The organism is Streptomyces sp. NPDC096323, assembly GCF_040302845.1.
Lineage (GTDB): Bacteria > Actinomycetota > Actinomycetes > Streptomycetales > Streptomycetaceae > Streptomyces.
Genome location: NZ_JBEOSI010000012.1, coordinates 152,015 through 175,394, shown reverse-complemented (window position 1 = coordinate 175,394; position 23,380 = coordinate 152,015). Strand labels below are relative to the sequence as shown.

At 70.6% G+C, this 23,380-nt stretch carries 18 protein-coding genes; 13 read left to right on the top strand and 5 right to left on the bottom strand.

What is annotated here, in order from left to right; all coding sequences use genetic code 11:
- The first annotated feature begins 232 nt into the window (after positions 1-232).
- Positions 233-1,780: an RNA polymerase sigma factor gene (locus ABTX18_RS30410; RefSeq protein ID WP_352125998.1), complete on the top strand. Its 1,548-nt coding sequence runs from the start codon at positions 233-235 to the stop codon at positions 1,778-1,780.
- Positions 1,781-1,967: 187 nt separating this feature from the next.
- Positions 1,968-2,801: a S1 family peptidase gene (locus ABTX18_RS30405; protein ID WP_352125997.1), complete on the top strand. Its 834-nt coding sequence runs from the start codon at positions 1,968-1,970 to the stop codon at positions 2,799-2,801.
- 102 nt (positions 2,802-2,903) lie between these two features.
- Here the strand turns inward: ABTX18_RS30405 and ABTX18_RS30400 are convergent, their stop codons facing one another.
- A complete protein-coding gene (locus ABTX18_RS30400; protein WP_024489001.1) occupies positions 2,904-3,137 on the bottom strand; it encodes a DUF7455 domain-containing protein in 234 nt (77 codons plus the stop codon).
- Positions 3,138-3,569: 432 nt separating this feature from the next.
- On the opposite strand from ABTX18_RS30400, the gene ABTX18_RS30395 reads away from it, so the two are divergent.
- The 6 genes from ABTX18_RS30395 (at position 3,570) to ABTX18_RS30370 (ending at position 10,386) form a co-directional block, all read left to right on the top strand.
- Positions 3,570-5,690, top strand: a complete 2,121-nt coding sequence (locus tag ABTX18_RS30395; RefSeq protein WP_352125996.1) for a DNA gyrase/topoisomerase IV subunit B — start codon at positions 3,570-3,572, stop codon at positions 5,688-5,690.
- 158 nt (positions 5,691-5,848) lie between these two features.
- Positions 5,849-6,391, top strand: coding sequence for a DUF1453 domain-containing protein (locus ABTX18_RS30390; RefSeq protein ID WP_352125995.1), 543 nt, complete (start codon positions 5,849-5,851; stop codon positions 6,389-6,391).
- Positions 6,388-7,551, top strand: coding sequence for a sensor histidine kinase (locus ABTX18_RS30385; protein WP_352125994.1), 1,164 nt, complete (start codon positions 6,388-6,390; stop codon positions 7,549-7,551). The genes ABTX18_RS30390 and ABTX18_RS30385 overlap by 4 nt, the downstream gene beginning before the upstream one ends.
- Positions 7,548-8,222, top strand: a complete 675-nt coding sequence (locus ABTX18_RS30380; RefSeq protein WP_352125993.1) for a response regulator transcription factor — start codon at positions 7,548-7,550, stop codon at positions 8,220-8,222. The genes ABTX18_RS30385 and ABTX18_RS30380 overlap by 4 nt, the downstream gene beginning before the upstream one ends.
- A 131-nt stretch (positions 8,223-8,353) precedes the next feature.
- Positions 8,354-8,797, top strand: coding sequence for a DUF485 domain-containing protein (locus tag ABTX18_RS30375; protein WP_352126070.1), 444 nt, complete (start codon positions 8,354-8,356; stop codon positions 8,795-8,797).
- On the top strand, positions 8,794-10,386 hold the full coding sequence (locus tag ABTX18_RS30370; protein WP_352125992.1) for a monocarboxylic acid transporter: 1,593 nt from the start codon (positions 8,794-8,796) through the stop codon (positions 10,384-10,386). The genes ABTX18_RS30375 and ABTX18_RS30370 overlap by 4 nt, the downstream gene beginning before the upstream one ends.
- Positions 10,387-10,485: 99 nt before the next feature.
- On the opposite strand, the gene ABTX18_RS30365 is transcribed toward ABTX18_RS30370, so the two are convergent.
- A complete protein-coding gene (locus tag ABTX18_RS30365; protein WP_352125991.1) occupies positions 10,486-11,166 on the bottom strand; it encodes a response regulator in 681 nt (226 codons plus the stop codon).
- Positions 11,163-12,809 carry a sensor histidine kinase gene (locus ABTX18_RS30360; RefSeq protein WP_352125990.1) on the bottom strand — a complete coding sequence of 549 codons (1,647 nt, stop codon included), beginning with the start codon at positions 12,807-12,809 and terminating at the stop codon, positions 11,163-11,165. The genes ABTX18_RS30365 and ABTX18_RS30360 overlap by 4 nt, the downstream gene beginning before the upstream one ends.
- Before the next feature lie 97 nt (positions 12,810-12,906).
- On the opposite strand from ABTX18_RS30360, the gene ABTX18_RS30355 reads away from it, so the two are divergent.
- Positions 12,907-13,926 (top strand): LacI family DNA-binding transcriptional regulator, encoded by a 1,020-nt coding sequence (locus tag ABTX18_RS30355; protein WP_352125989.1) that lies wholly within the window; start codon positions 12,907-12,909, stop codon positions 13,924-13,926.
- Between the two features lie 29 nt (positions 13,927-13,955).
- Here the strand turns inward: ABTX18_RS30355 and ABTX18_RS30350 are convergent, their stop codons facing one another.
- Positions 13,956-15,260, bottom strand: a complete 1,305-nt coding sequence (locus ABTX18_RS30350; RefSeq protein ID WP_352125988.1) for a citrate/2-methylcitrate synthase — start codon at positions 15,258-15,260, stop codon at positions 13,956-13,958.
- Between the two features lie 150 nt (positions 15,261-15,410).
- Between ABTX18_RS30350 and ABTX18_RS30345 the strand changes: the two genes are divergently transcribed.
- Entirely contained in the window at positions 15,411-16,571 is a 1,161-nt protein-coding gene (locus tag ABTX18_RS30345) for a citrate synthase (RefSeq protein WP_352125987.1), read from the top strand.
- A 42-nt stretch (positions 16,572-16,613) separates the two neighbouring features.
- The gene (locus ABTX18_RS30340) at positions 16,614-17,714 is read left to right on the top strand and encodes a CobW family GTP-binding protein (protein WP_352125986.1); all 1,101 of its coding nucleotides are present in this window, start codon (positions 16,614-16,616) and stop codon (positions 17,712-17,714) included.
- 24 nt (positions 17,715-17,738) lie between these two features.
- Here the strand turns inward: ABTX18_RS30340 and ABTX18_RS30335 are convergent, their stop codons facing one another.
- Positions 17,739-20,189 carry a DNA gyrase/topoisomerase IV subunit A gene (locus tag ABTX18_RS30335; protein WP_352125985.1) on the bottom strand — a complete coding sequence of 817 codons (2,451 nt, stop codon included), beginning with the start codon at positions 20,187-20,189 and terminating at the stop codon, positions 17,739-17,741.
- Between the two features lie 263 nt (positions 20,190-20,452).
- Between ABTX18_RS30335 and ABTX18_RS30330 the strand changes: the two genes are divergently transcribed.
- A complete protein-coding gene (locus ABTX18_RS30330; protein ID WP_352125984.1) occupies positions 20,453-21,823 on the top strand; it encodes a M16 family metallopeptidase in 1,371 nt (456 codons plus the stop codon).
- Between the two features lie 26 nt (positions 21,824-21,849).
- A complete protein-coding gene (locus ABTX18_RS30325; protein ID WP_352126069.1) occupies positions 21,850-23,232 on the top strand; it encodes a M16 family metallopeptidase in 1,383 nt (460 codons plus the stop codon).
- Positions 23,233-23,380 lie beyond the last annotated feature (148 nt).

Below are 23,380 nucleotides of genomic sequence, written 5' to 3'. Positions count from 1 at the left end.
TCGTGACCCCATGGGGTGTGACTCGGGCCACGCGGATTGGGCGTAACACTCCTCGAAACAGCGCGATGACTTAAGAGGTGACCGCCACGGAAGGAATACAGCAGCCGTTCAGTGCGCTGTGCAGTTCTAAGGCGTAGCCCGCGCCGTCGGTACATTCCCAGCCCGACGGTCGTCGGTTCCAGCCCCTCAGGGCCGGGCCGGAAGCCGTTTCCATCGTTCCGAGAGGTTGTTCGTGTCGGCCAGCACATCCCGTACGCTCCCGCCGGAGATCGCCGAGTCCGAATCTGTCATGGCGCTCATCGAGCGGGGAAAGGCTGATGGGCAGATCGCCGGCGATGACGTGCGTCGGGCCTTCGAGGCTGACCAGATTCCGCCAACCCAGTGGAAGAACGTTCTGCGCAGCCTCAACCAGATCCTCGAGGAAGAGGGTGTGACGCTGATGGTCAGTGCCGCGGAGCCGTCGAAGCGCGCCCGCAAGAGCAGCGTCGCAGCGAAGAGCCCGGTCAAGCGCACCGCCACCAAGACCGTCGCGGCCAAGCCGGCCGTGACGCGGACCGTTGCGGCCGCCGCCCCGTCGGCCGAGACCGTGGACGCGGTGGCCGATGACGCCGCCGCGGCCGCACCTGCGAAGAAGGCGGCAGCCAAGAAGACGGCTGCCAAGAAGACCGCCGTGAAGAAGACGGCGGCGAAGAAGACCGCGTCCAAGAAGGCCGGCAAGCAGGACGACGAGATGCTCGACGGCGACGACGCGGTCGAGGAAGTCAAGGCTGCCAAGGGTGAGGAAGAGGAGGGCGAGGGCGAGAACAAGGGCTTCGTCCTCTCCGACGACGACGAGGACGACGCACCTGCTCAGCAGGTCGCCGTCGCCGGCGCCACGGCCGACCCGGTCAAGGACTACCTGAAGCAGATCGGCAAGGTCCCGCTCCTCAACGCCGAGCAGGAGGTCGAGCTCGCCAAGCGCATCGAGGCGGGTCTGTTCGCCGAGGACAAGCTGGCGAATGCCGACAAGCTCGCTCCCAAGCTCAAGCGCGAGCTGGAGATCATCGCCGAGGACGGCCGCCGCGCCAAGAACCACCTGCTGGAGGCCAACCTCCGCCTCGTGGTCTCGCTGGCCAAGCGTTACACCGGCCGCGGCATGCTCTTCCTGGACCTGATCCAGGAGGGCAACCTCGGCCTGATCCGTGCCGTCGAGAAGTTCGACTACACCAAGGGCTACAAGTTCTCCACGTACGCCACCTGGTGGATCCGTCAGGCGATCACCCGCGCCATGGCCGACCAGGCCCGCACCATCCGTATCCCGGTGCACATGGTCGAGGTCATCAACAAGCTTGCGCGCGTGCAGCGCCAGATGCTCCAGGACCTGGGCCGTGAGCCCACCCCGGAGGAGCTGGCCAAGGAACTCGACATGACCCCCGAGAAGGTCATCGAGGTCCAGAAGTACGGCCGTGAGCCGATTTCCCTCCACACCCCGCTGGGTGAGGACGGGGACAGCGAGTTCGGTGACCTGATCGAGGACTCCGAGGCCGTTGTTCCGGCGGACGCGGTCAGCTTCACGCTCCTCCAGGAGCAGCTGCACTCGGTGCTCGACACCCTCTCCGAGCGTGAGGCGGGCGTGGTCTCCATGCGCTTCGGTCTCACCGACGGGCAGCCGAAGACGCTGGACGAGATCGGCAAGGTCTACGGCGTGACGCGTGAGCGCATCCGTCAGATCGAGTCCAAGACGATGTCCAAGCTGCGCCACCCGTCGCGCTCGCAGGTCCTGCGCGACTATCTCGACTAGGCCGGCTCAGTCGCAAGGCCGAGGGCCCGGATACCCGGGGTGCCGTTGGAATGGACCAACAGCACCCTGCGGGATCCGGGCCCTCGGCCTGTGTGCCGACAGGGGGCGGCGGCTCCGTGAGGGTGCGGGTCATGGTCTGCGGAATGACTCTGGGTGGGCATCGTCCATCACAGAGTCAGGAGCAGGTATGTCCCGCACCGTCTTCCGCGCCATGACCGGGGCGCTCGCCCTCACCGCCGCAACGGCCGCGATACCGCTCGCGTCACCTGCCTCGGCAGTCGCCGACAGCATCGTCATCGGCGGCCGGCCCGCTCACGTCAAGGACAGCCCCTGGGTGGTGGCGCTGTCCAGCCGTGACCGGTTCGGTGGAACCCGCGCCGGTCAGTTCTGCGGAGCCGTCGTGGTCGGGCCGAAGAAGGCCCTTACGGCCGCGCACTGTCTGAGCCGGGAGGCGCTGGGCGTCGATGTCGGCCAGGTACGCGATCTGCGGATCATCTCGGGCCGGGACGAGCTGAACGCCGCAGGCGGCAAGGAGATCGCGGTGAGCGGAACGTGGGTCAACCCCGGTTTCGAACCTGCCACCAACAGCGGTGACGTCGCGGTGCTCACCCTCGCCGAGGCGCTGCCGGAGCGCAGCGTCATTCCCATGGCCGGGGCCGGTGATTCCGCGTACGACTCCGGAGCCGCCGCGGTGGTCTACGGCTGGGGTGATACGACCGGCAACGGTGACTACGCGTCGTCGCTCCGGTCCGCGGATGTGACCGTGCTCCCGGACAGTTCGTGCGAGCAGGCCTATCCGCCGGGCGCCGTCAACGGCGCGTACGACGCATCCGCGATGCTCTGCGCGGGCGAACCCCGGGGTGGGTACGACGCCTGCCAGGGAGACAGCGGAGGGCCCCTGGTGGCCCAGGGGAGGCTCGTCGGTCTCGTGTCCTGGGGGAGCGGGTGCGGGCGCGCGGGCAGCCCGGGCGTCTACACGCGGGTTTCCGCCGCCCTCACGTGGATGGAGGGCGCCGGCTGACCGGCGCGGGGAAACGGATACGAGAACGGGCGGCTCCCCGCGTGGGGGAGCCGCCCGTCGGCCGGTCGGGACCAGCCCCTGGCTCGTCGTGGATGCGAGGTGTCAGTGTTGTTCCTCTTCGGCCGCCTGGGCCTGCACGGCCGTCAGCCGGTCCGTCTCATCCTGTATTTCCGCGGCGATCTTCTTGAGTTCCGGCTCGAACTTGCGACCGTGGTGGGCGCAGAAGAGCAGTTCACCGCCGCTGATCAGTACGACGCGCAGGTAGGCCTGGGCGCCGCAACGGTCACAGCGGTCTGCTGCGGTCAGCGGGCTCGCGGGGGTCAGAACAGTAGTCACGTCGCCTCTTCTCTAGCTCGACGAGCTGTCGTACCAGGGTCAACATCCAACCAGGCCGAAAACGTTCCCGCTCGTGGCATTTTTCGAAAATTCTTCTCAGGATGGCTGTCTGTTGCCGGTTCGCGGCGAATGTGCCGTATTGCGTGGCGCTACGGTTTCGCGTTGCTTGTCTTGGTCGGTCCCGCCGGCTGGCTTGCCGGTTGTTGATGAGGACGTGCCCGGAGCCTAAATGGTTCATGCCTGGAAGGGAACGTGATGTGCATGTCACTCCAACGAGGGATCGAACGTGCATGCGAGGCTGGACTAGTGTGAGCGTTCTCCGAGGGTGGCGTTACACCCGCTCTACCAGGCCTCGGTACCCTCTCAGCGGTGACCGAAGCCGAGCCCGTGACCCACTGGGCCCCAAATGAAATTCAGCGAGGAGCGAACCGCGTGACCGCCGATACGTCCGTGCCGTCCACTGCGCTGCTGACCGGAGCAGACCGAGACGGTTCCAACTACACCGCGCGGCACCTGCTCGTACTCGAGGGGCTCGAAGCGGTTCGCAAGCGCCCCGGCATGTACATCGGGTCCACCGACAGCCGCGGCCTCATGCACTGCCTCTGGGAGATCATCGACAATTCCGTCGACGAGGCCCTCGGCGGGTACTGCGATCACATCGAGGTCATCCTTCACGACGACGCCTCCGTCGAGGTGCGGGACAACGGCCGGGGCATCCCGGTCGACATCGAGCCCAAGACCGGCCTGTCCGGCGTCGAGGTCGTGATGACCAAGCTGCACGCCGGAGGCAAGTTCGGCGGCGGCGCCTACGCCGCCTCCGGCGGTCTGCACGGGGTCGGCGCCTCCGTCGTCAACGCCCTCTCCGCCCGGCTCGACGTCGAGGTCGATCTCCACGGCGCGACCCACTCGATCAGCTTCCGGCGCGGGGTGCCGGGCATGTTCACCGAGCAGGGGCCGGACAGCCCCTTCGACCCGGCCAACGGGCTGCTCAAGGGCAAGCGGGTCCCGAAGGCGCGCACCGGCACGAGGGTGCGGTACTGGGCAGACCGGCAGATCTTCCTCAAGGACGCCAAGCTCAACCTGGAGACGCTGCACCAGCGGGCCCGCCAGACGGCCTTCCTCGTCCCCGGCCTCACCATCGTCGTGCACGACGAGCGCGGCCTGGACGGAGAGGGCAAGTCGCAGGAGACGTTCCGCTACGACGGCGGGATCAGCGAGTTCTGCGAGTACCTCGCCCAGGACAAGGCCGTCTGCGACGTCCTGCGCCTGACCGGACAGGGCACCTTCAAGGAGACCGTCCCGGTGCTCGACGAGGTCGGGCACATGACGGCGACCGAGGTCACCCGGGAGCTGGTCGTCGACATCGCGATGCGCTGGGGCACGGGATACGACACCAATCTGAAGTCCTTCGTCAACATCATCGCCACCCCCAAGGGCGGCACGCACGTATCCGGGTTCGAACGTTCGGTGACCAAGACGGTCAACGAGGTGCTCCGCTCCGCGAAGATGCTGCGCGTCGCCGAGGACGACATCGTCAAGGACGACGCGCTGGAAGGGCTCACCGCGGTTGTGACCGTCCGGCTGGCGGAGCCCCAGTTCGAGGGGCAGACCAAGGAGGTGCTGGGCACCTCGGCGGCCAACCGGATCGTCGCCAACGTCGTGGCCAAGGAGCTCAAGGCGTTCCTGACCTCCACCAAGCGGGACGCGAAGGCCCAGGCCAGGGCCGTTCTGGAGAAGGCGGTGGCAGCCGCCCGCACCCGGATCGCCGCCCGCCAGCACAAGGACGCGCAGCGTCGCAAGACGGCTCTGGAGTCCTCCTCGCTGCCGGCGAAGCTCGCAGACTGCCGCAGTGACGACGTGGAGCGCAGTGAGCTGTTCATCGTGGAGGGCGACTCCGCGCTCGGCACCGCCAAGCTGGCACGGAACAGCGAGTTCCAGGCGCTGCTGCCGATCCGCGGCAAGATCCTCAACGTTCAGAAGGCATCCGTCTCCGACATGCTGAAGAACGCCGAGTGCGGGGCGATCATCCAGGTCATAGGAGCAGGGTCCGGCCGGACCTTCGACATCGACGCCGCCCGCTACGGCAAGATCGTGCTGCTGGTGGACGCCGACGTGGACGGGGCCCACATCCGCATCCTGCTGCTGACGCTCTTCCAGCGGTACATGCGTCCGATGGTCGAGGCGGGGCGGGTCTTCGCCGCGGTGCCCCCGCTGCACCGGATCGAGCTGGTCCAGCCGAAGAAGGGGCAGGACAAGTACATCTACACGTACTCGGACAACGAGCTGCGCCAGCGGCTGCTGGAGCTCCAGCGGAAGAACGTCCGGTACAAGGACTCGATCCAGCGTTACAAGGGTCTCGGTGAGATGGACGCCGACCAGCTGGCGGAGACGACGATGGATCCTCGCCACCGCACGCTGCGGCGGATCAACATCGGCGACCTGGAATCGTCGGAGAAGGTCTTCGATCTCCTGATGGGCAACGAAGTGGCGCCTCGCAAGGAGTTCATCACCAGCTCGGCGGCCACTCTGGACCGCTCGCGCATCGACGTCTGAGCCCGCGTCCATCCCGGCATCCCGCAGCACGGAGCCGTGGTCTCCACCCACGGGTGGAGACCACGGCTCCACCCGTGATCCACCCGTGAGCCGATCCGCTGAGCAGGCCGTTTCCGTAGCGTCGGAGTGAAAGAACTTCCCGCAAAACGGAGGCGCCCATGTCCGGGCTCGTCAATGTCCTGGTGGTCATCGCGGTCATCGTTGTCGTCGTGGTCCGCCAGTGCTCGGCGCAGCGGATCTCGGGCGACCGCCGCTGGTGGGTCCTGCCGGGCGTGCTGCTCGTCATGGCTCTGCGCGAGCCCGGACTCGTGGATCCGCACCATGAGGGGCTGTCCGTCGTCGTCCTGGGAGCCGAACTGGCCGTGGGTCTGGTCACCGGCGCAGGCTGGGCCTGGACCAGCCGGCTCTGGCGCGCGGAGGACGGCACGCTGTGGAGCAAGGGCACCAGGGCCACCGTCTGCGTCTGGACCGGTGGACTGGTCCTGCGAGCGGCTTTGTACGGGCTCGGCGCGGCCATGGGCATACATCAGGGCGGCCCGGCCCTGATGATGGCTCTCGCGGTCACTCTCCTGGTGCGCAGCGGTGCGCTGGCCCTGCGGGCCGCAGGGATGGCGCAGACGGGCGGTGCTCCTGCCGAGGGCGCGGGCCGTGGCCCCGCCGGGAGCGCGCTGTTCCGGCCGACGTGGAAGGACCGTGTGTGACACCCGCTGCCTGGACGAGCTGGCCTTCGAGGGAGGCGCTCTCGCGCGAGACCCGCACCCGGTCACGGGCCGTGATCGGGTGGTGCGTGAGGGCCGGGCTGCTCACCGCGATGCTGTGGGGGACCTTCACGGGCGGTCTGTTCGGCCCGTGGGAGACGGTGGTCGGTCTGGCCGGCGTCGCGGGATGTGCGGCGGTCGCCGTGGCCTTCTTCCGGACCACCCTGGAGAACCGCTTGTGGCCCTCGCTCGGTCTGCTGGCCCTGCTGATGCTGGCGGCGTTCGGCGCGCAGCGGGCCGGGGCCGACGTGCCTGCCGTGGTGCTCTGGTGCGGCTGCGCGGTCACGGCCCTGGAGCGGCTGCCGCTGTCGGCCGGTGTTCCGGCCACGGCCGTGGCGCTCGGCGCGTACGCCGTGGTGGGGAGCGACGACTGGAGGACCGCGGCCGTGACCACGGGAGGGCTCTGTCTCGCGGGGTATGTGCTGCGACTGGACGCCGAGGCCCGGGGAAGCGCGCAGCGGCTCCTGGCTCAGGAGCGGGCGGCCCGGGTGGCGGAAGCCGAAACGGCGGCGCTGGACGAGCGGTCCCGGATCGCCCGGGAGATCCATGACGTGCTCGCACACAGTCTTTCCGCGCAGTTGGTGCACCTCGAGGCGGCGCGGCTGCTGATCGAGAGGGAGCCGGCGGGGGAGTTCCGCGACCAGGTGCTGAAGCGGGTCGTCGCGGCCCGCTCCATGGCCCGTGAGGGGCTCGCGGAGACCCGGCAGGCGCTGTCCGCCCTACGAGGCGAGGTGTCGCCCGTGGAGGAGTTCCTGCGGCAGTTGGTGGGGGCCGAGCCGGTCGAGGTCAGGGTGGAGGGTGAGCGGCGGACCTTGACCGCCGAGGCCTCACAGACGATCCGGCGCGTGGCGCAGGAGGCGCTCACCAATGTGCGCAAGCACGCGCCGGGGGCCGGAGTGCTCATCAGGCTGGCGTACGAGCCGGACGCGGTCGCCCTGGAGGTCAGCGATTCGGGAGGGGACGGTGGCGGCGGAGACCTCGCTGTCAGTGGCTCCGGCTACGGTCTGCTGGGGATGAGGGAGCGTGCCGAACTGCTGGGCGGCAGCCTGGAGGCCGGTCCCGGCGAGGAGGGGTTCGTGGTGAGTCTGAGAGTGCCCGCGTGAGCGCGCGAGTGGTGGTCGCCGACGATCAGTCGGTGGTGCGTGAGGGAATCGTGATGCTGCTGGGGCTGCTGCCCGGGATCGAGGTGGTCGGATCGGCGAAGGACGGGGAGGAGGCCGTCGCCCTCGTGGCCGAGCACGCGCCGGATGTCGTCCTGATGGACCTGCGGATGCCCCGCTGCGACGGGGTGGAGGCGACACGCCGGATCCGCAGGGACTTCCCCGGCACGCAGGTCGTTGTGCTGACGACCTTCGACGACGACGATTCGCTCTTCCCGGCGCTCCGGGCGGGGGCCCGCGGCTATCTGACGAAGGACGCCGGCGGTGACGAGATCGTGCGGGCCGTCCATGCCGTGCTCTCGGGCGAGGCGGGGCTCTCGCCCGCCATTCAGCGCCGTCTGCTGGAACAGGTCACCGAGGGCCCGCCGCGTGCGGACGGCGGTGAGCCGGAGCTGCCCGACGGGATGACCCCCCGCGAGGCCGAGGTGCTCGTGCTGATCGCCGAGGGGATGTCCAACGGCGAGATCGCCCGCAGCCTCCACATCTCGCAGGCCACGGTGAAGAGCCACATCAACAACCTGTTCGCCAAGGCGGGGCTCCGTGACCGGGCCCAGGCGGTCCGCTATGCGTACGTTCGAGGAATCGCACGGCCGCCCGGGACATCCTTCACCTGAAGAGGTGAAGTCTGAGGAATGAAGTGCCCGGGATCTTCCCGATCTGACCATTCTTGGGTACGCGGCCGAAGTGGTCCGTGGATCAGGGGAGTTGTTCGGTGGAGAAGGAAGCAGGACGCGAGGCCGCAGGGATGCGGCTCGACGACCCGTGGTACGACGCGCTGGCCTCCGGATGGGGGGAACTGGACGGAACGGGAAGCTTCGCGCCCGTCGCGCCGCCCGGCGCCGCCGCACCCGGGCGCGGCCCCAGTGCCGCGGAGATCTACCTGGAGGTTCAGCGCAGCGAGGCCTTCCAGGAGGTGCGCCGCCGGTACCGGCGATTCGTCGTCCCCGCCACCCTCGCCTTCCTCGTCTGGTACCTCGCCTATGTCGTCACGGCGGTCACCGCACCCGCCCTGATGGCCCGCCCGGTGGCCGGAGCGGTAAATGTGGCCATGGTCGCGGGGCTGGGGCAGTTCCTCACCACGTTCCTGCTCACCGGGGCGTACGCCCGGCACGCACGGCTGCGCAGGGACCGGGCCGCGCTCGATCTGCGCTGGGACACCCAGGAGATGACGCGGGGGATCGGACGTTGAGCGGGAACCACCAGACCCTGGCGCTCCTGCTGTTCAGCGCCTTCATCGCCGTCACCCTGGGCATCACGACCTGGGTGAGCCGCAACCGGCAGGGTTCGGCCGAGGAGTTCTACGCGGGCGGGCGGCTGTTCTCGCCCATGGAGAACGGTTTTGCCATCGCCGGCGACTACATGTCGGCCGCATCGTTCCTCGGTATCTCCGGGGTGATCGCCCTCTACGGTTACGACGGCATGCTCTACTCGGTCGGCTTCCTGGTCGCCTGGCTCGTCGTCCTGCTGCTCGTAGCGGAACTCGTCCGCAACTGCGGGCGGTTCACCCTCGCCGACGTGGTGGCGGCGCGCATGGCGGAGCGTCCCGTCCGGATCGCGGCCGGGACATCGTCCGTCACCGTCTCCGTGCTCTACCTGGTGGCGCAGATGGTGGGGGCGGGCAGTCTCGTCGCCCTGCTCCTCGGCGGAACGAGCGGAGCCGCGCGGTCCTGGACGGTCATCGGCGTCGGGGCACTCATGGTGGTCTACGTGTCGCTGGGCGGAATGCGCGCCACCACCTGGATCCAGATCGTCAAGGCGGTCCTGCTGATGTCGGGCACCGTGGTGCTCACCGTGCTGGTCCTGGTCCACTTCCACGGAAACGTCAACGAGTTGCTCAACTCCGCGGCCGGCCGCAGTGGTCACGGCAAGGAGTTCCTCTCGCCCGGGCTGCGCTACGGCGGGAGCTGGACGGCACGCGTCGACTTCATCAGTCTGGGGCTGGCCCTGGTGCTCGGCACGGCGGGCCTCCCGCACATCCTGTCGCGTTTCTACACCGTGCCCACCGCCCGTGCCGCCCGCCGGTCCGTCGTCTGGTCCATCGGCCTCATCGGCAGCTTCTACCTGATGACGATCGTGCTCGGGTTCGGAGCCGCGGCGCTGGTCGGCTCGGCCGAGGTGCGAGAGTCGAATCCCGCCGGGAACACGGCCGTTCCGCTGCTCGCCCTCGTCCTCGGCGGCGGCGAGGGCTCGACGGGGGGAACGATTCTGTTCGCCGTGGTCGCGGCGGTGGCCTTCGCGACCATCCTCGCCGTCGTCGCCGGTATCACCCTCGCCTCGTCCGCGTCCGTCGCCCACGATCTCTACGCCTCGCTCAGACGGCCGGGTTCCCGGCAGTACAGCGAAGTCGCCGTGGCACGGGTCGCCGCGGCCGGGATCGGGGTCGCCGCCATCGGACTGGGACTGCTCGCGCAGGATCTGAACGTGGCGTTCCTGGTGGGCCTGGCCTTCGCGGTCGCCGCATCCGCGAACCTGCCGGTGCTGCTCTTCTCACTGTTCTGGCGGAAGTTCACCACGCGCGGGGCGGTGTGGTCCGTCTACGGCGGTCTGCTTCCCGCTGTCCTGCTCGTCCTGCTCTCGCCCGTCGTGTCCGGCAGTCCCACGTCTCTGTTCCCCGGTGTGGACTTCCAGCTCTTCCCGCTGGAGAACCCCGGCCTGGTCTCCATCCCGCTGGGCTTCCTGGCCGGCTGGGCCGGCACGGTCACCTCGGTCGAGCCGCCCGACGAGGCCAAGCACGCCGAGACGGAGGTGCGTGCGCTGACGGGAGCCGGAGCGGTGTGACGGGGAGTCCGCGCCTGCGCCGGCCGCAACCCCGGCATCGGGCTCGGCCAGAGCGCCTACGACGCGGAGCATCCCCGAGCGCAGGGCCGGCCGCCGCGGTCATCGGCCGCCGGGGACCCACGCATAGCGGTGTTCGGGGCGCCCCGTCTCGCCGTACCGCAGGGTCAGCCGGACGCGTCCCGACCGCTCCAGCAGCTTGAGGTAGCGCTGGGCCGTCTGCCGGCTCATTCCCGCACTGTCCGCGATCTCCTGGGCGGAGAGCGGGCCCTCGGCGCCGCGGAGCGCCGTGCGGACGAGCTCGGCCGTCGTGGCCGAGTGTCCCTTGGGGAGATCGGGCTCGCCCGCTGCCCACAGGGCCCCGAAGAGCCGGTCCACCTCGCCCTGCTCGGCCTCGCCGCCGCTCTCCAGGGTGTGGCGGAGTGCGGCGTAGGCCTCCAGCTTGGTCCGCAGCCCCGCAAACGTGAACGGCTTCACGAGGTACTGCAGCGCGCCCTGGCGCATGGCCTCCTGGACCGTGGCGACGTCGCGCGCCGCCGTCACCATGATCACGTCGGTGCGGTGGCCGAGGCTGCGCAGTTCCCGCACCACGTCCAGCCCGCTGCGGTCGGGCATGTAGTGGTCAAGCAGGATCAGGTCCACGGGGCCCGCCTCGACCGCGGCGAGCGCGTCGGCGGCGCAGTGCGCCTGGGCGGCCACCCGGAAGCCGGGCACCTTCGCGACGTAGGCGGCGTTGATCCGCGCGACACGGACGTCGTCGTCGACGACCAGGACCTCGATCACTGCGCCGCTCCCGCCTTGTCGGATTCGTCTTCGGAGATGGCCTCGGGGAGTACGACGGTGAAGGTCGCCCCGCCCTCGTCCGCGGTGCCCACCCTCACGCTGCCGCCCTGCCGCTCGGCCAGACGCCGCACCAGCGCGAGGCCGAGGCCGCGCTTGCCGTGCGCCGGGAGTTCCTTCGTCGACCAGCCCTCCGTAAAGATCGACTCACGCTGACCGGGCGGGACGCCGGGGCCGCTGTCGCGTACGCGCAGCACCACCGTACGGCCCTCGGCGCGCAGGCCCGCCTCGATCAGGGCGCCGGCCGATCCGGCGGCCGCGTCCAGGGCGTTGTCGACCAGGTTGCCGACGATCGTCACCAGCCCGCGCGGGTCGACGAGCCGGTCCGGGAGCAGGGTGCCGGGGGCCATGCGCAGCGCCACGCCGCGCTCCGCGGCGACTGTCGCCTTGCCGACCAGCAGCGCGGCCAGCAGAGGGTCGTGGACCTTCTCGGTGATCTGCTCCGCGGTGGCCCGGTGGACGCCGACGACCTCGGTGACGAACTCCCGAGCATCCTCGTGCAGCTCCAGCTCCAGCAGGCCGAGCAGCGTGTGGAGGCGGTTGGCGTGCTCGTGGTCCTGGGCGCGCAAGGCGTCGATCAGCCCGCGGGTGGAGTCGAGTTCGCGGCCCAGGTGTTCGAGTTCCGTGCGGTCGCGGAGGGTGACGACAGCTCCTCCGTCGGCTGTCGGCATGCGGTTGGCGAGCAGCACCCGGCTGCCGCGGACGGTCAGCAGGTCCTCGCCCGCCACGTCACCGGCCAGCACATCGGTGGTCCGCCCGGTGCCGAACACCTCGGCCAGCGGACGGCCCGACGCCTCGGGCCCGACCCCGAGGAGCCGCTGCGCCTCGTCGTTCAGCAGGCGGATGCGGCCGCCGCGGTCGAGTGCGACGACCCCCTCCCGGATGCTGTGCAGCATCGCCTCGCGCTCCGTCAGCAGCGCGGCGATATCGGAGAAGGCCAGATCGTGTGTCTGCCGCTGCAGGCGCCGGGAGATCAGATACGCGGCCAGCGCACCCACCGCGAGCGCCCCGCCCGCGTAGGCGAGCAGGCCGGGAATCGCCGCGAGGAGCCGGGCGCGGACGTTGTCGTACGCGATCCCGACGGAGACCGCACCGGCTACGTGTCCGGACGCGTTGCGCAACGGCACCTTGCCCCGGGCGGAGCGTCCGAGCGTGCCGCTGTCGATCTCCATCACCTCGCCGCCCTCGAGCGCCCTGCCGGGGTCGGTGGAGACGACCTGCCCGATCCGGGAACGGTCAGGGTGTGACCAGCGCACCCCGCGGCGGTCCATCACGACGACGTACTCGGCGTCCGTGGCCCGCCTGATCCGCTCCGCGGCGGCCTGCACCGGGCCCCGGGGCGTCGCGTCGGTGGTGAGCAGCCCTTCGGCGATCTGCGGCTGGGCGGCCGTGCTCTGCGCGATCGACAGGGCCCGGCGCATCGCCTGGTCGTCGAGTTGGGCGCTGAGGGGTGCCAGAAACAGCCCGGTGGCGAGTACGGTGACGCCGGTGGCGATGGCCAGCTGCATCAGCAGTACCTGCGAGAAGACCCGCTGGGGCCAGCCGAGCCGGCGCGGTCTCCTGGTCGTGGGCGGTGGGGCGCTCATCGTATGAACGGTAGAGGGCATTCCGGTGCTTTCCGAAATTCGTCTCGTTTCCCGTTCCACGCAATTAGCTTGCGCTTCTTGCGCTAATCTTGCACACATGACGCGACGACTTGCTCAGGTGGCACAGAAGGTTGGGGTCAGCGAGGCCACGGTCAGCCGGGTACTCAACGGCAAGCCGGGCGTTTCCGACGCCACGCGGCAGGCCGTCCTGTCCGCGCTGGACGTGCTCGGTTACGAGCGCCCGACCCAGCTGCGCGGTGAGCGGGCCCGCCTGGTCGGGCTGGTCCTGCCCGAGCTGCAGAACCCGATCTTCCCCGCCTTCGCCGAGGTGGTGGGCGGCGCACTCGCACAGCAGGGCCTGACGCCCGTGCTGTGCACCCAGACCACGGGTGGGGTCTCGGAAGCGGACTACGTCGAGCTGCTGCTCCAGCAGCAGGTCTCGGGCGTGGTCTTCGCCGGTGGCCTCTACGCCCAGGCCGACGCCCCGCACGACCACTACAAGGTGCTGGCCGACCGTAAGATCCCCGTCGTCCTGATCAACGCGGCCATCGCCCACCTCGGCTTCCCCTGCGTCTCCTGCGACGACTCCGTGGCCGTCGAGCAGGCCTGGCGTCATCTGGTCTCGCTGGGCCATGAGCGCATCGGTCTGGTGCTCGGCCCCTCCGACCACATGCCCTCGCAGCGCAAACTGGCCGCCGCCCGGGCGCTCGCCGAGGCGTCCGGCACGGCCATTCCCGACGAGTGGGTGGCCCGGGCGATGTTCTCGCTGGAAGGCGGCCAGGCGGCGGCCATGCGACTGCTGGAGGAGGGGGTCACCGGTTTCATCTGCGCCAGCGACCCGCTCGCCCTGGGGGCGGTCCGGGCGGCGCGCCGCCGGGGCCTCTCGGTGCCCCAGGACGTCTCCGTCGTGGGCTACGACGACTCGGCGTTCATGAACTGCACCGAGCCGCCGCTCACGACCGTCCGCCAGCCGATCGAGGCCATGGGGCGGGCCGCCGTCGAACTGCTCACCGTGCAGATCGGAGGCCGCAAGGTCCCCTCCGACGAGCTGCTCTTCGAGCCGGAGCTGGTCGTGCGCGGCTCGACGGCCCAGCCCCCGCGCAGCGCTTCCCGCTGATCGTCGCCGATTTGCGCTGCGGTAATCGTCTATTGCGTGATGGCGGCAGGTAGCGGCTGGGGTGGCTGAGGACCCGTGTACTGACCGCTGGGACGCATGCGCAGCGGAGGCTCCCCGTACTCCTCGAGGGCGTGCGCGATCCAGCCGGCCGTGCGGGAGACCGCGAACACCGTCTCTCCCGCTTCCACGGCCATGTCCGAGGAGACGGACAGGACCGCGAGCGCCAGATCGACATTGGCGTGCAGGGGCGTGTGCCGGGCGGTCGTGGAGACGACGTCGCGGGCGGCCGCCAGGGCGGGCTCGGCCCGCGGCACCTCGGCGAGCAGGTCGAACAGGGCGCGGGCCCTGGGGTCCTCGCCGGTATAGAGCCGATGCCCGAGTCCCGGTACTCGGCGTCCGCTGCGAAGATGGTCCGCGACCACCGGAGCCGCTCCGCCCCGCTCCAGGACCTCGGTCAGCATGCGGTGCGCCAGCCCGCTCGCGGCGCCGTGCAGGGGGCCCTCCAGCACTCCGAGGCCCGCCGAGACCACGGCGTACGGATGGGCGCGCGCGGAGGCGGCGACCCGCGCCGCGAGGGTGGAGGCGGCCAGGTCGTGGTCGATCAGCAGGCCCAGTGCGGTGTCCAGGACTGTGAGTGACGCCTCGTCGGCCGGGCGGCCGGTGAGTTTCGGCCATAGTTGACGCGCCAGCCGGGCGGACGCGACCGTCTCCCCGTCCCCGTCCCCGTCCCCGTCCCCGTCCCCTTCCGCGACCGTGGGCAGCGCCGCCACCAGGGTCGGGATCAGGCTCCGGGCGCCACCCAGAACCGCCTCGCGCGACAGGTCGAACCGGAGCGGATCCGCTGCCGCCGCCGCGACGACCGCCACCCGCAGCCGGTCCGTCGGCCCGCAGTGCGACGGCAGCGCGCCGACCGCCCGGCGGGCCGCGGCGAGCGCCTCGGCCGGCGCCGTGAAGCGGATGCCGGGCCGCAGCTCCCCGGTCCAGAGCCACTCCGCGACCTCCTCGTACGCATGGCACAGGGCCAGCTCCGTGGCGTCCACGCCCCGGAAGAAGTACCGGTCCCCGTCGATGAGCGTGATGCCGGTGGGGAACGACAGGGCGCCCGCCGCGGCGGCGGGTTCCCTGCGCCCGGTACGGCGCGCGAGGGCGTCGACCTCCGCCGCGTCGAACGTGCTCCCCCGCCCACCCGGGGCGCGGCTGCTGCTGAGCTGGCCCCGGCTCACGTACGCGTACACCGTCTCGGGCTTCACGCCCAGGCGTTCCGCCGTCTCCCGTGTGGTGAGCCGTGGGGTCGGCGGGCCGGTGAAGCCGGCCGCGCCTGCTTGATCCGTCATGCTGTCCACCGTATCCATATTGATTCAATCAACATTGACAGAACACAAGTCAAGCATGGACAGTCGAATCAATGCCAGCAGTCGCCGCAGATCAGTCGCCGGAACATCCGAGCCGAAACGGTGCCCGGCGCAAGGTCCTTGGAGGAAGCAATGACGACCAGCACCGCCACACCACCGCTCGACATCCCCCGGGGCCTTGCGGGCGTCGTCGTCACCGACACCGCCCTCGGTGACGTCCGGGGCCGCGAGGGCTTCTATCACTACCGTCAGTACTCGGCGATCGAGCTCGCGCAGAGCCGCAGCTTCGAGGACGTCTGGTACCTGATGACCGAGGGCGAGCTGCCCGGTCCGGCGGCCCGCGCCGACTTCGCCGCCCGTACCGCAGGGCTGCGCCGCCTGCCCGCCGAGGTCCGCGACGCGCTGCCCGCCATAGCCCGGGCGGGCGCCCTGTCAGGCCCGCTCGCGGGGCTGCGCACGGCACTCTCCCTGCTCGGCGCCTCGGCCGGATTCCGGCCGGTGTACGACATCGACACGGACCGGCGCCGCGCCGACGCCCTGACCGCGTGCGCCGCCGTCCCCACGGTGCTGACCGCCCTGCACCGGCTCGGCCGCGGCCTCGAACCGGTGGAGCCGCGCGACGACCTGCCGTACGCGGCCAACTACCTCTACATGCTGACCGGCTCCGTACCGGACGCCGACCGGGTCCGGGCCGTCGAGCAGTATCTGATCTCCACCGTCGACCACGGCTTCAACGCCTCGACCTTCACCGGCCGTGTCGTCGCCTCCACCGGCGCGGACGTCGCCGCCTGCCTGGTGGCCGCCGTCGGCGCGCTCTCCGGGCCGCTGCACGGCGGCGCGCCCAGCCGCGCCCTCGACACCCTGGACGCCATCGGCACTCCCGACCGCATCGACGGCTGGATCCGCGAACGCGTGCTCGCCGGCGACCGCATCATGGGCTTCGGGCACCCGGTCTACCGCACCGAGGACCCGCGCTCACGCATGCTGCGGTCCATCGCCCAGGGCTTCGGCGGCCCGCTCGTGGACTTTGCCGTAGAGGTGGAACGGCAGGTCGAGGCGATCCTCGCCGAGCTCAAGCCGGGGCGCGAACTGCACACCAACGTGGAGTTCTACGCGGGAGTGGTCATGGAGCTCTGCGGGCTGCCGCGCGAGATGTTCACCCCCACCTTCTGCACGGCGCGGGTGGTCGGCTGGAGCGCCAATATCCTGGAGCAGGCGGAGGACTCGAAGATCATCCGCCCGGCGGCCCGCTATGTCGGCCCGCCCCCGCCGCAGCCGGTCCCGGCAGTCTGAGAGGCTGCCGGGCGGTCTCCGACACCGCAGGAAGGCCCTCCGTTGAACGCGTCGCCCCCGCCCCCCGGCCGCCGGATCCCCGTCATCGTCCTCGCGGGGTTCCTCGGATCCGGCAAGACGACGCTGCTCAACCACCTCCTGCGCCATCGCGGGGGAAACCGCATCGGTGTGATCGTCAACGACTTCGGGTCCATCGAGATCGACGCCATGACCGTCTCCGGGCAGGTCGGCTCGACCGTCTCGCTGGGCGGCGGCTGTCTGTGCTGCGCGGTCGACGCGAGCGAACTGGACACCTATCTGGAGACGCTGACCCGGCCCGCCGCCCGCCTCGACGTGATCGTCATCGAGGCGAGCGGACTCGCGGAACCCCAGGAACTCGTACGGATGCTCCTGGCCAGCGACAACCCGCACATCCTGTACGGGGGACTGGTCGAGGTGGTCGACGCCGCCGAGTTCGGGGCCACCCGCGCACGCCACCCGGAGATCGACCGCCATCTCGCCGTCGCCGACCTCGTCGTGCTGAACAAGACGGACCGGGCCGGGGAGGGGGAGCAGGCGCGCGTCCGGGAGGCCGTCGCGGCGACCGGCAGCGTGGCGGCGGTCGTGCCCGCCACGTACGGACGCATCGACCCTGAGCTGCTCTTCGACCCGGCGCTGCGGCCCGACGGCGAGGAGAAGGCGCGGCAGCTCACCTTCGAGGACCTGTACCTGGAAGAGCGGGCGTGGGAGACCGGCGAGGAGCACGGGGAACATCTGCACACCGCGTACGAGAGCGTCGACTTCACCTCCGCCGCGCCGATGGATCCCCGCCGGCTGATGGAGTTCCTGGACTCCCGGCCCGGCGGCCTCTACCGGATCAAGGGCTACGTCGACTTCGGCACGGGCGACGCGGACCACGCGTACGGGGTGCACGCCGTCGGCAGGTTCCTGCGGTTCGCCCCCAGGCCCTGGGCACGCGGCGAGCAGCGGCTGACCCGGCTCGTACTCATCGGTTCCGGGATCGACGCCCAGGCCCTGCGCAAGGAGCTGGAGGGGTGCCGCACGCCGGGGGAGCCGGGGCGGGAAACGACGCAGGACGCCGCACACGAGCGATCCATGTGGGGCGTCCTGCGGTACGTGCAACAGCCCGGCGACGACGCGTAGCGCCGAAGCCGCCGGGCCCGCGGCCTACACGGGGCCGGCGATCACCGCGACCGGGCTCTCCAGCGGCGTCCCCGAACCGTCGCGCCGCGGATCGGGCTCGGGCAGCGAGGCCGGCGTGCCGTTCTTCTGCGCGGCCCTGGCAGGCGTGGCACCCGCCCAGGCGAAGACCAGCACGTCCTCGCCCTTCAGGAACCGCTGACAGCGCACCCCACCGGTCGCCCGGCCCTTGCGCGGATACTGGTCGAACGGGGTGAGCTTGCACGTCAGCACCGAATCGTCCAGCGTGCCGTGCGAACCCGCGACCGTGAACACCATGGCGTCCACCGCCGGATCCACCGCGGCGAACGAGAGCACCTCCGCTCCGGCGGTGAGCTTCACGCCCGCCATTCCGCCGGCCGGACGCCCCTGCGGGCGCACCTGCGCCGCCGGGTAGCGCAGCAGTTGCGCGTCCGAAGTGATGAAGACCAGGTCCTCCTCGCCCGTCCGCAGTTCCGCCGCCCCGACGATCCGGTCACCGTCCTTGAGCGTGATGACCTCCAGCTCGTCCTTGTTGGCCGGGTAGTCGGGCACCACGCGCTTCACGACGCCCTGCAGGGTGCCGATCGCCAGCCCGGGCGAGGACTCGTCGAGGGTGGTGAGGCAGACGACCTCCTCGTCCGCCTCCAGGGTGAGGAACTCGCCGACCATCGCCCCGCCCGACAGGCTGGGCGCCGCATGGGTGTCCGGCAGCTGGGGCAGATCGATCACCGCGAGCCGCAACAGCCGCCCGGTCGACGTGACCACGCCGACGTCGCCGCGCGCCGTCGCCGGCACCGCCGAGACGATCACGTCGTGCTTGGCCCGCTTGGCGTCCTCGGCGAACACGATGGGGTCGTCGTTGGCCGTACGCGCCAGCAGGCCGGTCGAGGACAGCAGCACCCGGCACGGGTCGTCCGCCACCTCCAGCGGCACGGACGCGACCTGCGAACCCGCCGACTCCAGCAGCACTGTGCGCCGGTCGGTGCCGAACTTCTTCGCGACCACCGCCAGTTCGGTGGAGACGAGCTTGCGCAGCTCGGTGTCCGAGTCGAGGATCGCGGTCAGCTCGGCGATCTCGGCGTCGAGCCGGTCCCGCTCGCTCTCCAGCTCGATCCGGTCGAACCGGGTCAGCCGGCGCAGCGGCGTGTCCAGGATGTACTGGGTCTGGATCTCGCTCAGCGAGAAGTGCTCGATGAGCCGCTCCTTGGCCTGCGCCGAGTTGTCGCTGGAACGGATGAGGCGGATGACCTCGTCGATGTCGATCAGGGCGATCAGGAGGCCCTCGACCAGGTGCAGCCGGTTGCGGCGCTTGGTCCGCCGGAACTCGCTGCGCCGGCGCACCACGTCGAAGCGGTGGTCGAGGTAGACCTCCAGCAGCTCCTTGAGGCCGAGCGTGAGCGGCTGTCCGTCGACCAGCGCCACGTTGTTGATGCCGAAGGACTCCTCCATCGGCGTCAGCTTGTAGAGCTGCTCCAGCACGGCCTCGGGGACGAAGCCGTTCTTGATCTCGATGACCAGGCGCAGACCGTGCGAGCGGTCGGTGAGGTCCTTGACGTCGGCGATGCCCTGGAGCTTCTTCGCCGAGACCAGGTCCTTGATCTTGGCGATCACCTTCTCCGGGCCGACGGTGAAGGGGAGTTCGGTGACGACCACGCCCTTGCGGCGCGGTGTGACGTTCTCCACGGCCACGGTGGCGCGGATCTTGAACGAGCCGCGACCGCCCGCGTACGCGTCCTTGATGCCGCCGAGCCCCACGATCCGCCCGCCGGTCGGCAGGTCGGGACCGGGCACGAACCGCATCAGGGTCTCCAGGTCCGCGCCCGGATGCTTGATGAGGTGCCGGGCGGCCGCGATGACCTCGCCCAGGTTGTGCGGGGGCATGTTGGTGGCCATGCCGACGGCGATCCCGGTCGCCCCGTTGACCAGGAGGTTCGGATAGGCGGCCGGAAGGACGACCGGCTCCTGCTCCTGGCCGTCGTAGTTCGACTGGAAGGCGACGGTGTCCTCGTCGATCGACTCCGTCATCAGTGACGTCGCGTCGGCCATCCGGCATTCGGTGTACCGCATGGCGGCCGGCGGGTCGTCGTTGCCGAGCGAGCCGAAGTTCCCGTGTCCGTCGACGAGGGGGAGCCGCATGGAGAACGGCTGGGCCATCCGCACCAGCGCGTCGTAGATCGACGCGTCGCCGTGCGGGTGCAGCTTGCCCATGACCTCGCCGACCACGCGGGCGCACTTGACGAAGCCGCGGTCCGGGCGCAGGCCCATCTCGTTCATCTGGTACACGATGCGGCGGTGCACCGGCTTCATGCCGTCACGGGCGTCCGGCAGGGCCCGTGAGTAGATCACCGAGTACGCGTACTCGAGGAAGGAGCCCTGCATTTCGTCGACGACGTCGATGTCGAGGATGTTCTCCTCGAAGTCGACCGGCGGCGGGGTCTTCGTGCTGCGGCGGGCCATCGCTGCTGCGACTCCTTCACGGATTCTGTTCGGGCAACCTCAGGTTCTGACGCGCACCATTGTGGACCGCCCCACTGACAACCCGGACCTCGACCCGTCCCAAAGGGCGTTCCGCACCCCGTCCCGAGGTGCCCGGGACCCTCTTTCCCGCGAACTTTCGCGACACGGGAACTTCGCCAGGTGCCGGTGCGCTTGCTTACAGTGGCAGGTCTCGCATCAACTTCTCGAAACCAGCATCCAGTATCGCGATCGAAGGGACGTACATGCCCATGGGTCACACGGCCACAGCCGAGGCCGGCTCCGGCGGCTTGACAGCGACCGAGCACCGTCTGGCCAACGGCCTGCGCGTGGTGCTCTCGGAGGACCATCTGACCCCGGTCGCCGCGGTGTGCCTCTGGTACGACGTCGGTTCGCGCCACGAGGTCAAGGGACGCACCGGCCTGGCTCACCTCTTCGAGCACCTGATGTTCCAGGGCTCCGGCCAGGTCAAGGGGAACGGCCACTTCGAACTGGTGCAGGGCGCCGGGGGCTCCCTCAACGGGACCACCAGCTTCGAGCGGACCAACTACTTCGAGACGATGCCGACGCACCAGCTGGAGCTGGCCCTGTGGCTCGAGGCCGACCGGATGGGCTCGCTGCTCGCCGCGCTCGACGACGAGTCCATGGAGAACCAGCGTGACGTCGTCAAGAACGAGCGCCGCCAGCGCTACGACAACGTGCCGTACGGCACCGCGTTCGAGAAGCTGACGGCCCTCGCCTACCCGGAGGGCCACCCGTACCACCACACCCCGATCGGCTCGATGGCCGACCTGGACGCGGCGACACTGGAGGACGCGCGGACCTTCTTCCGTACGTACTACGCGCCCAACAACGCGGTGCTCTCCGTCGTCGGCGACATCGACCCCGAGCGGACGCTCGCCTGGATCGAGAAGTACTTCGGCAGCATCCCCTCGCACGACGGCAAGCAGCCGCCGCGCGACGGCACGCTCCCCGGGATCATCGGCAGCCAGCTGCGCGAGGAGGTCCGCGAGGAGGTGCCGGCGCGTGCGCTGATGGCCGCCTACCGGCTGCCGCACGACGGCACGCGCGAGTGCGACGCGGCCGACCTCGCACTGACCGTGCTGGGCGGCGGCGAGTCGTCCCGGCTGCACAACCGCCTGGTCCGCCGCGACCGGACGGCCGTCGCGGCCGGATTCGGGCTGCTGCGGCTCGCGGGCGCGCCCTCGCTCGGCTGGCTGGACGTCAAGACGTCCGGCGGCGTCGAGGTGGCGCAGATCGAGACCGCGGTCGACGAGGAGCTGGCCCGGTTCGCCGAGGAAGGCCCCACGCCCGAAGAAATGGAGCGTGCCCAGGCCCAGTTGGAGCGCGAGTGGCTGGACCGCCTCGGTACGGTCGCGGGCCGCGCCGATGAACTGTGCAGGTTCGCCGTGCTGTTCGGTGACCCGCAGCTCGCCCTGACAGCCGTGCACCGGGTGCTCGACGTGACCGCGGAGGAGGTCAAGGCGGCCGCCAGGGCCCAGCTGCGGCCCGACAACCGGGCCGTGCTGGTCTACGAGCCGCTCGCGCCCGCCGAGGCCGCCGAAGAGGCGGACGCCGCCACCGACACCGACGCGCACGAAGGAGCGGACAAGTGACCGACGCTGCCGCGACTGGAGTTCCGATGGAGTACCACCCGCAGCCCGCCCCCGGCGTGGCCAGGCCATGGGCCTTCCCCGCGCCCGAGCGCGGCTCCCTGCCCAACGGCCTCACGGTGCTGCGCTGCCACCGCCCCGGCCAGCAGGTCGTCGCCGTCGAGATCTTCCTCGACGCCCCTCTGGACGCCGAGCCCGAGGGCCTGGACGGGGTCGCCACGATCATGTCCCGAGCGCTGTCCGAGGGCACCGACAAGCAGAGCGCCGAGGAGTTCGCCGCCGAGCTGGAACGCTGCGGTGCCACCCTGCACGCCCACGCCGACCACCCTGGCGTCCGGGTCTCCCTGGAGGTTCCGGCCTCGCGGCTGGCCAAGGCGCTCGGCCTGGTCGCCGAGGCGCTGCGGGCTCCCGCCTTCACCGACAGCGAGATCGAGCGGCTGGTGGGCAACCGGCTGGACGAGATCCCGCACGAGCAGGCCAACCCGGCCCGCCGTGCCGCCAAGCAGCTCTCCAAGGAACTCTTCCCGGCTACGGCCCGTATGTCGCGCCCCCGCCAGGGCACCGAGGAGACCGTGGCCCGGATCGACTCCGCGGCCGTGCGCGCCTTCTACGACGCGCACGTCCGTCCGTCGACCGCGACCGCCGTGGTCGTCGGGGACCTCACGGGCATCGACCTGGACGCGCTGCTCGCCGACACCCTCGGGGACTGGTCGGGCAACACCGCCGAGCCCTGGCCCGTCCCGCCGATCACCGCCGACGACACGGGCCGCGTGGTGATCGTGGACCGCCCCGGCGCTGTGCAGACGCAGCTGCTGATCGGCCGGATCGGCGCGGACCGGCACGACAGCGTCTGGCCGGCCCAGGTGCTCGGCACGTACTGCCTGGGCGGCACGCTCACCTCCCGGCTCGACCGGGTGCTGCGCGAGGAGAAGGGCTACACCTACGGCGTACGGGCCTTCGCCCAGGTCCTGCGCTCCTCGGCCCCGGGCTCCGCGTCCGGGGCGACGGGTGCCGCGATGCTCGCCATCAGCGGTTCCGTGGACACGGAGTCCACCGGCCCGGCCCTGGAGGACCTGTGGAAGGTCCTGCGGACCCTGGCCGCCGAAGGGCTGACGGACGCCGAACGCGAGACGGCCGTGCAGAACCTCGTCGGCGTCGCCCCGCTGAAGTTCGAGACGGCTGCCTCCGTCGCGGGCACCCTCGCCGACCAGGTCGAGCAGCACCTCCCGGACGACTACCAGGCACAGCTGTACGCGCGCCTCGCGGAGACCGGCACGGTCGAGGCGACCGCGGCCGTGGTCAACGCCTTCCCGGGCGACCGGCTGGTCACGGTCCTGGTCGGCGACGCCTCGCAGATCGCGGAGCCCGTCAGGGCCCTCGGCATCGGTGAGGTGTCGGTCGTTACCGGCTGACGGCTGAACTGACGGCCGCGGCCACTTCCCCTGATACCGGGGCAAAAGGAAGACCCCGACGGAGCGGACTCCGTCGGGGTCTTCCCTTTTGCCCGCTTTGCGGGAGAGGTTGCCTGTCTGCCCTGTGGGATACACGACAAAACGGCCT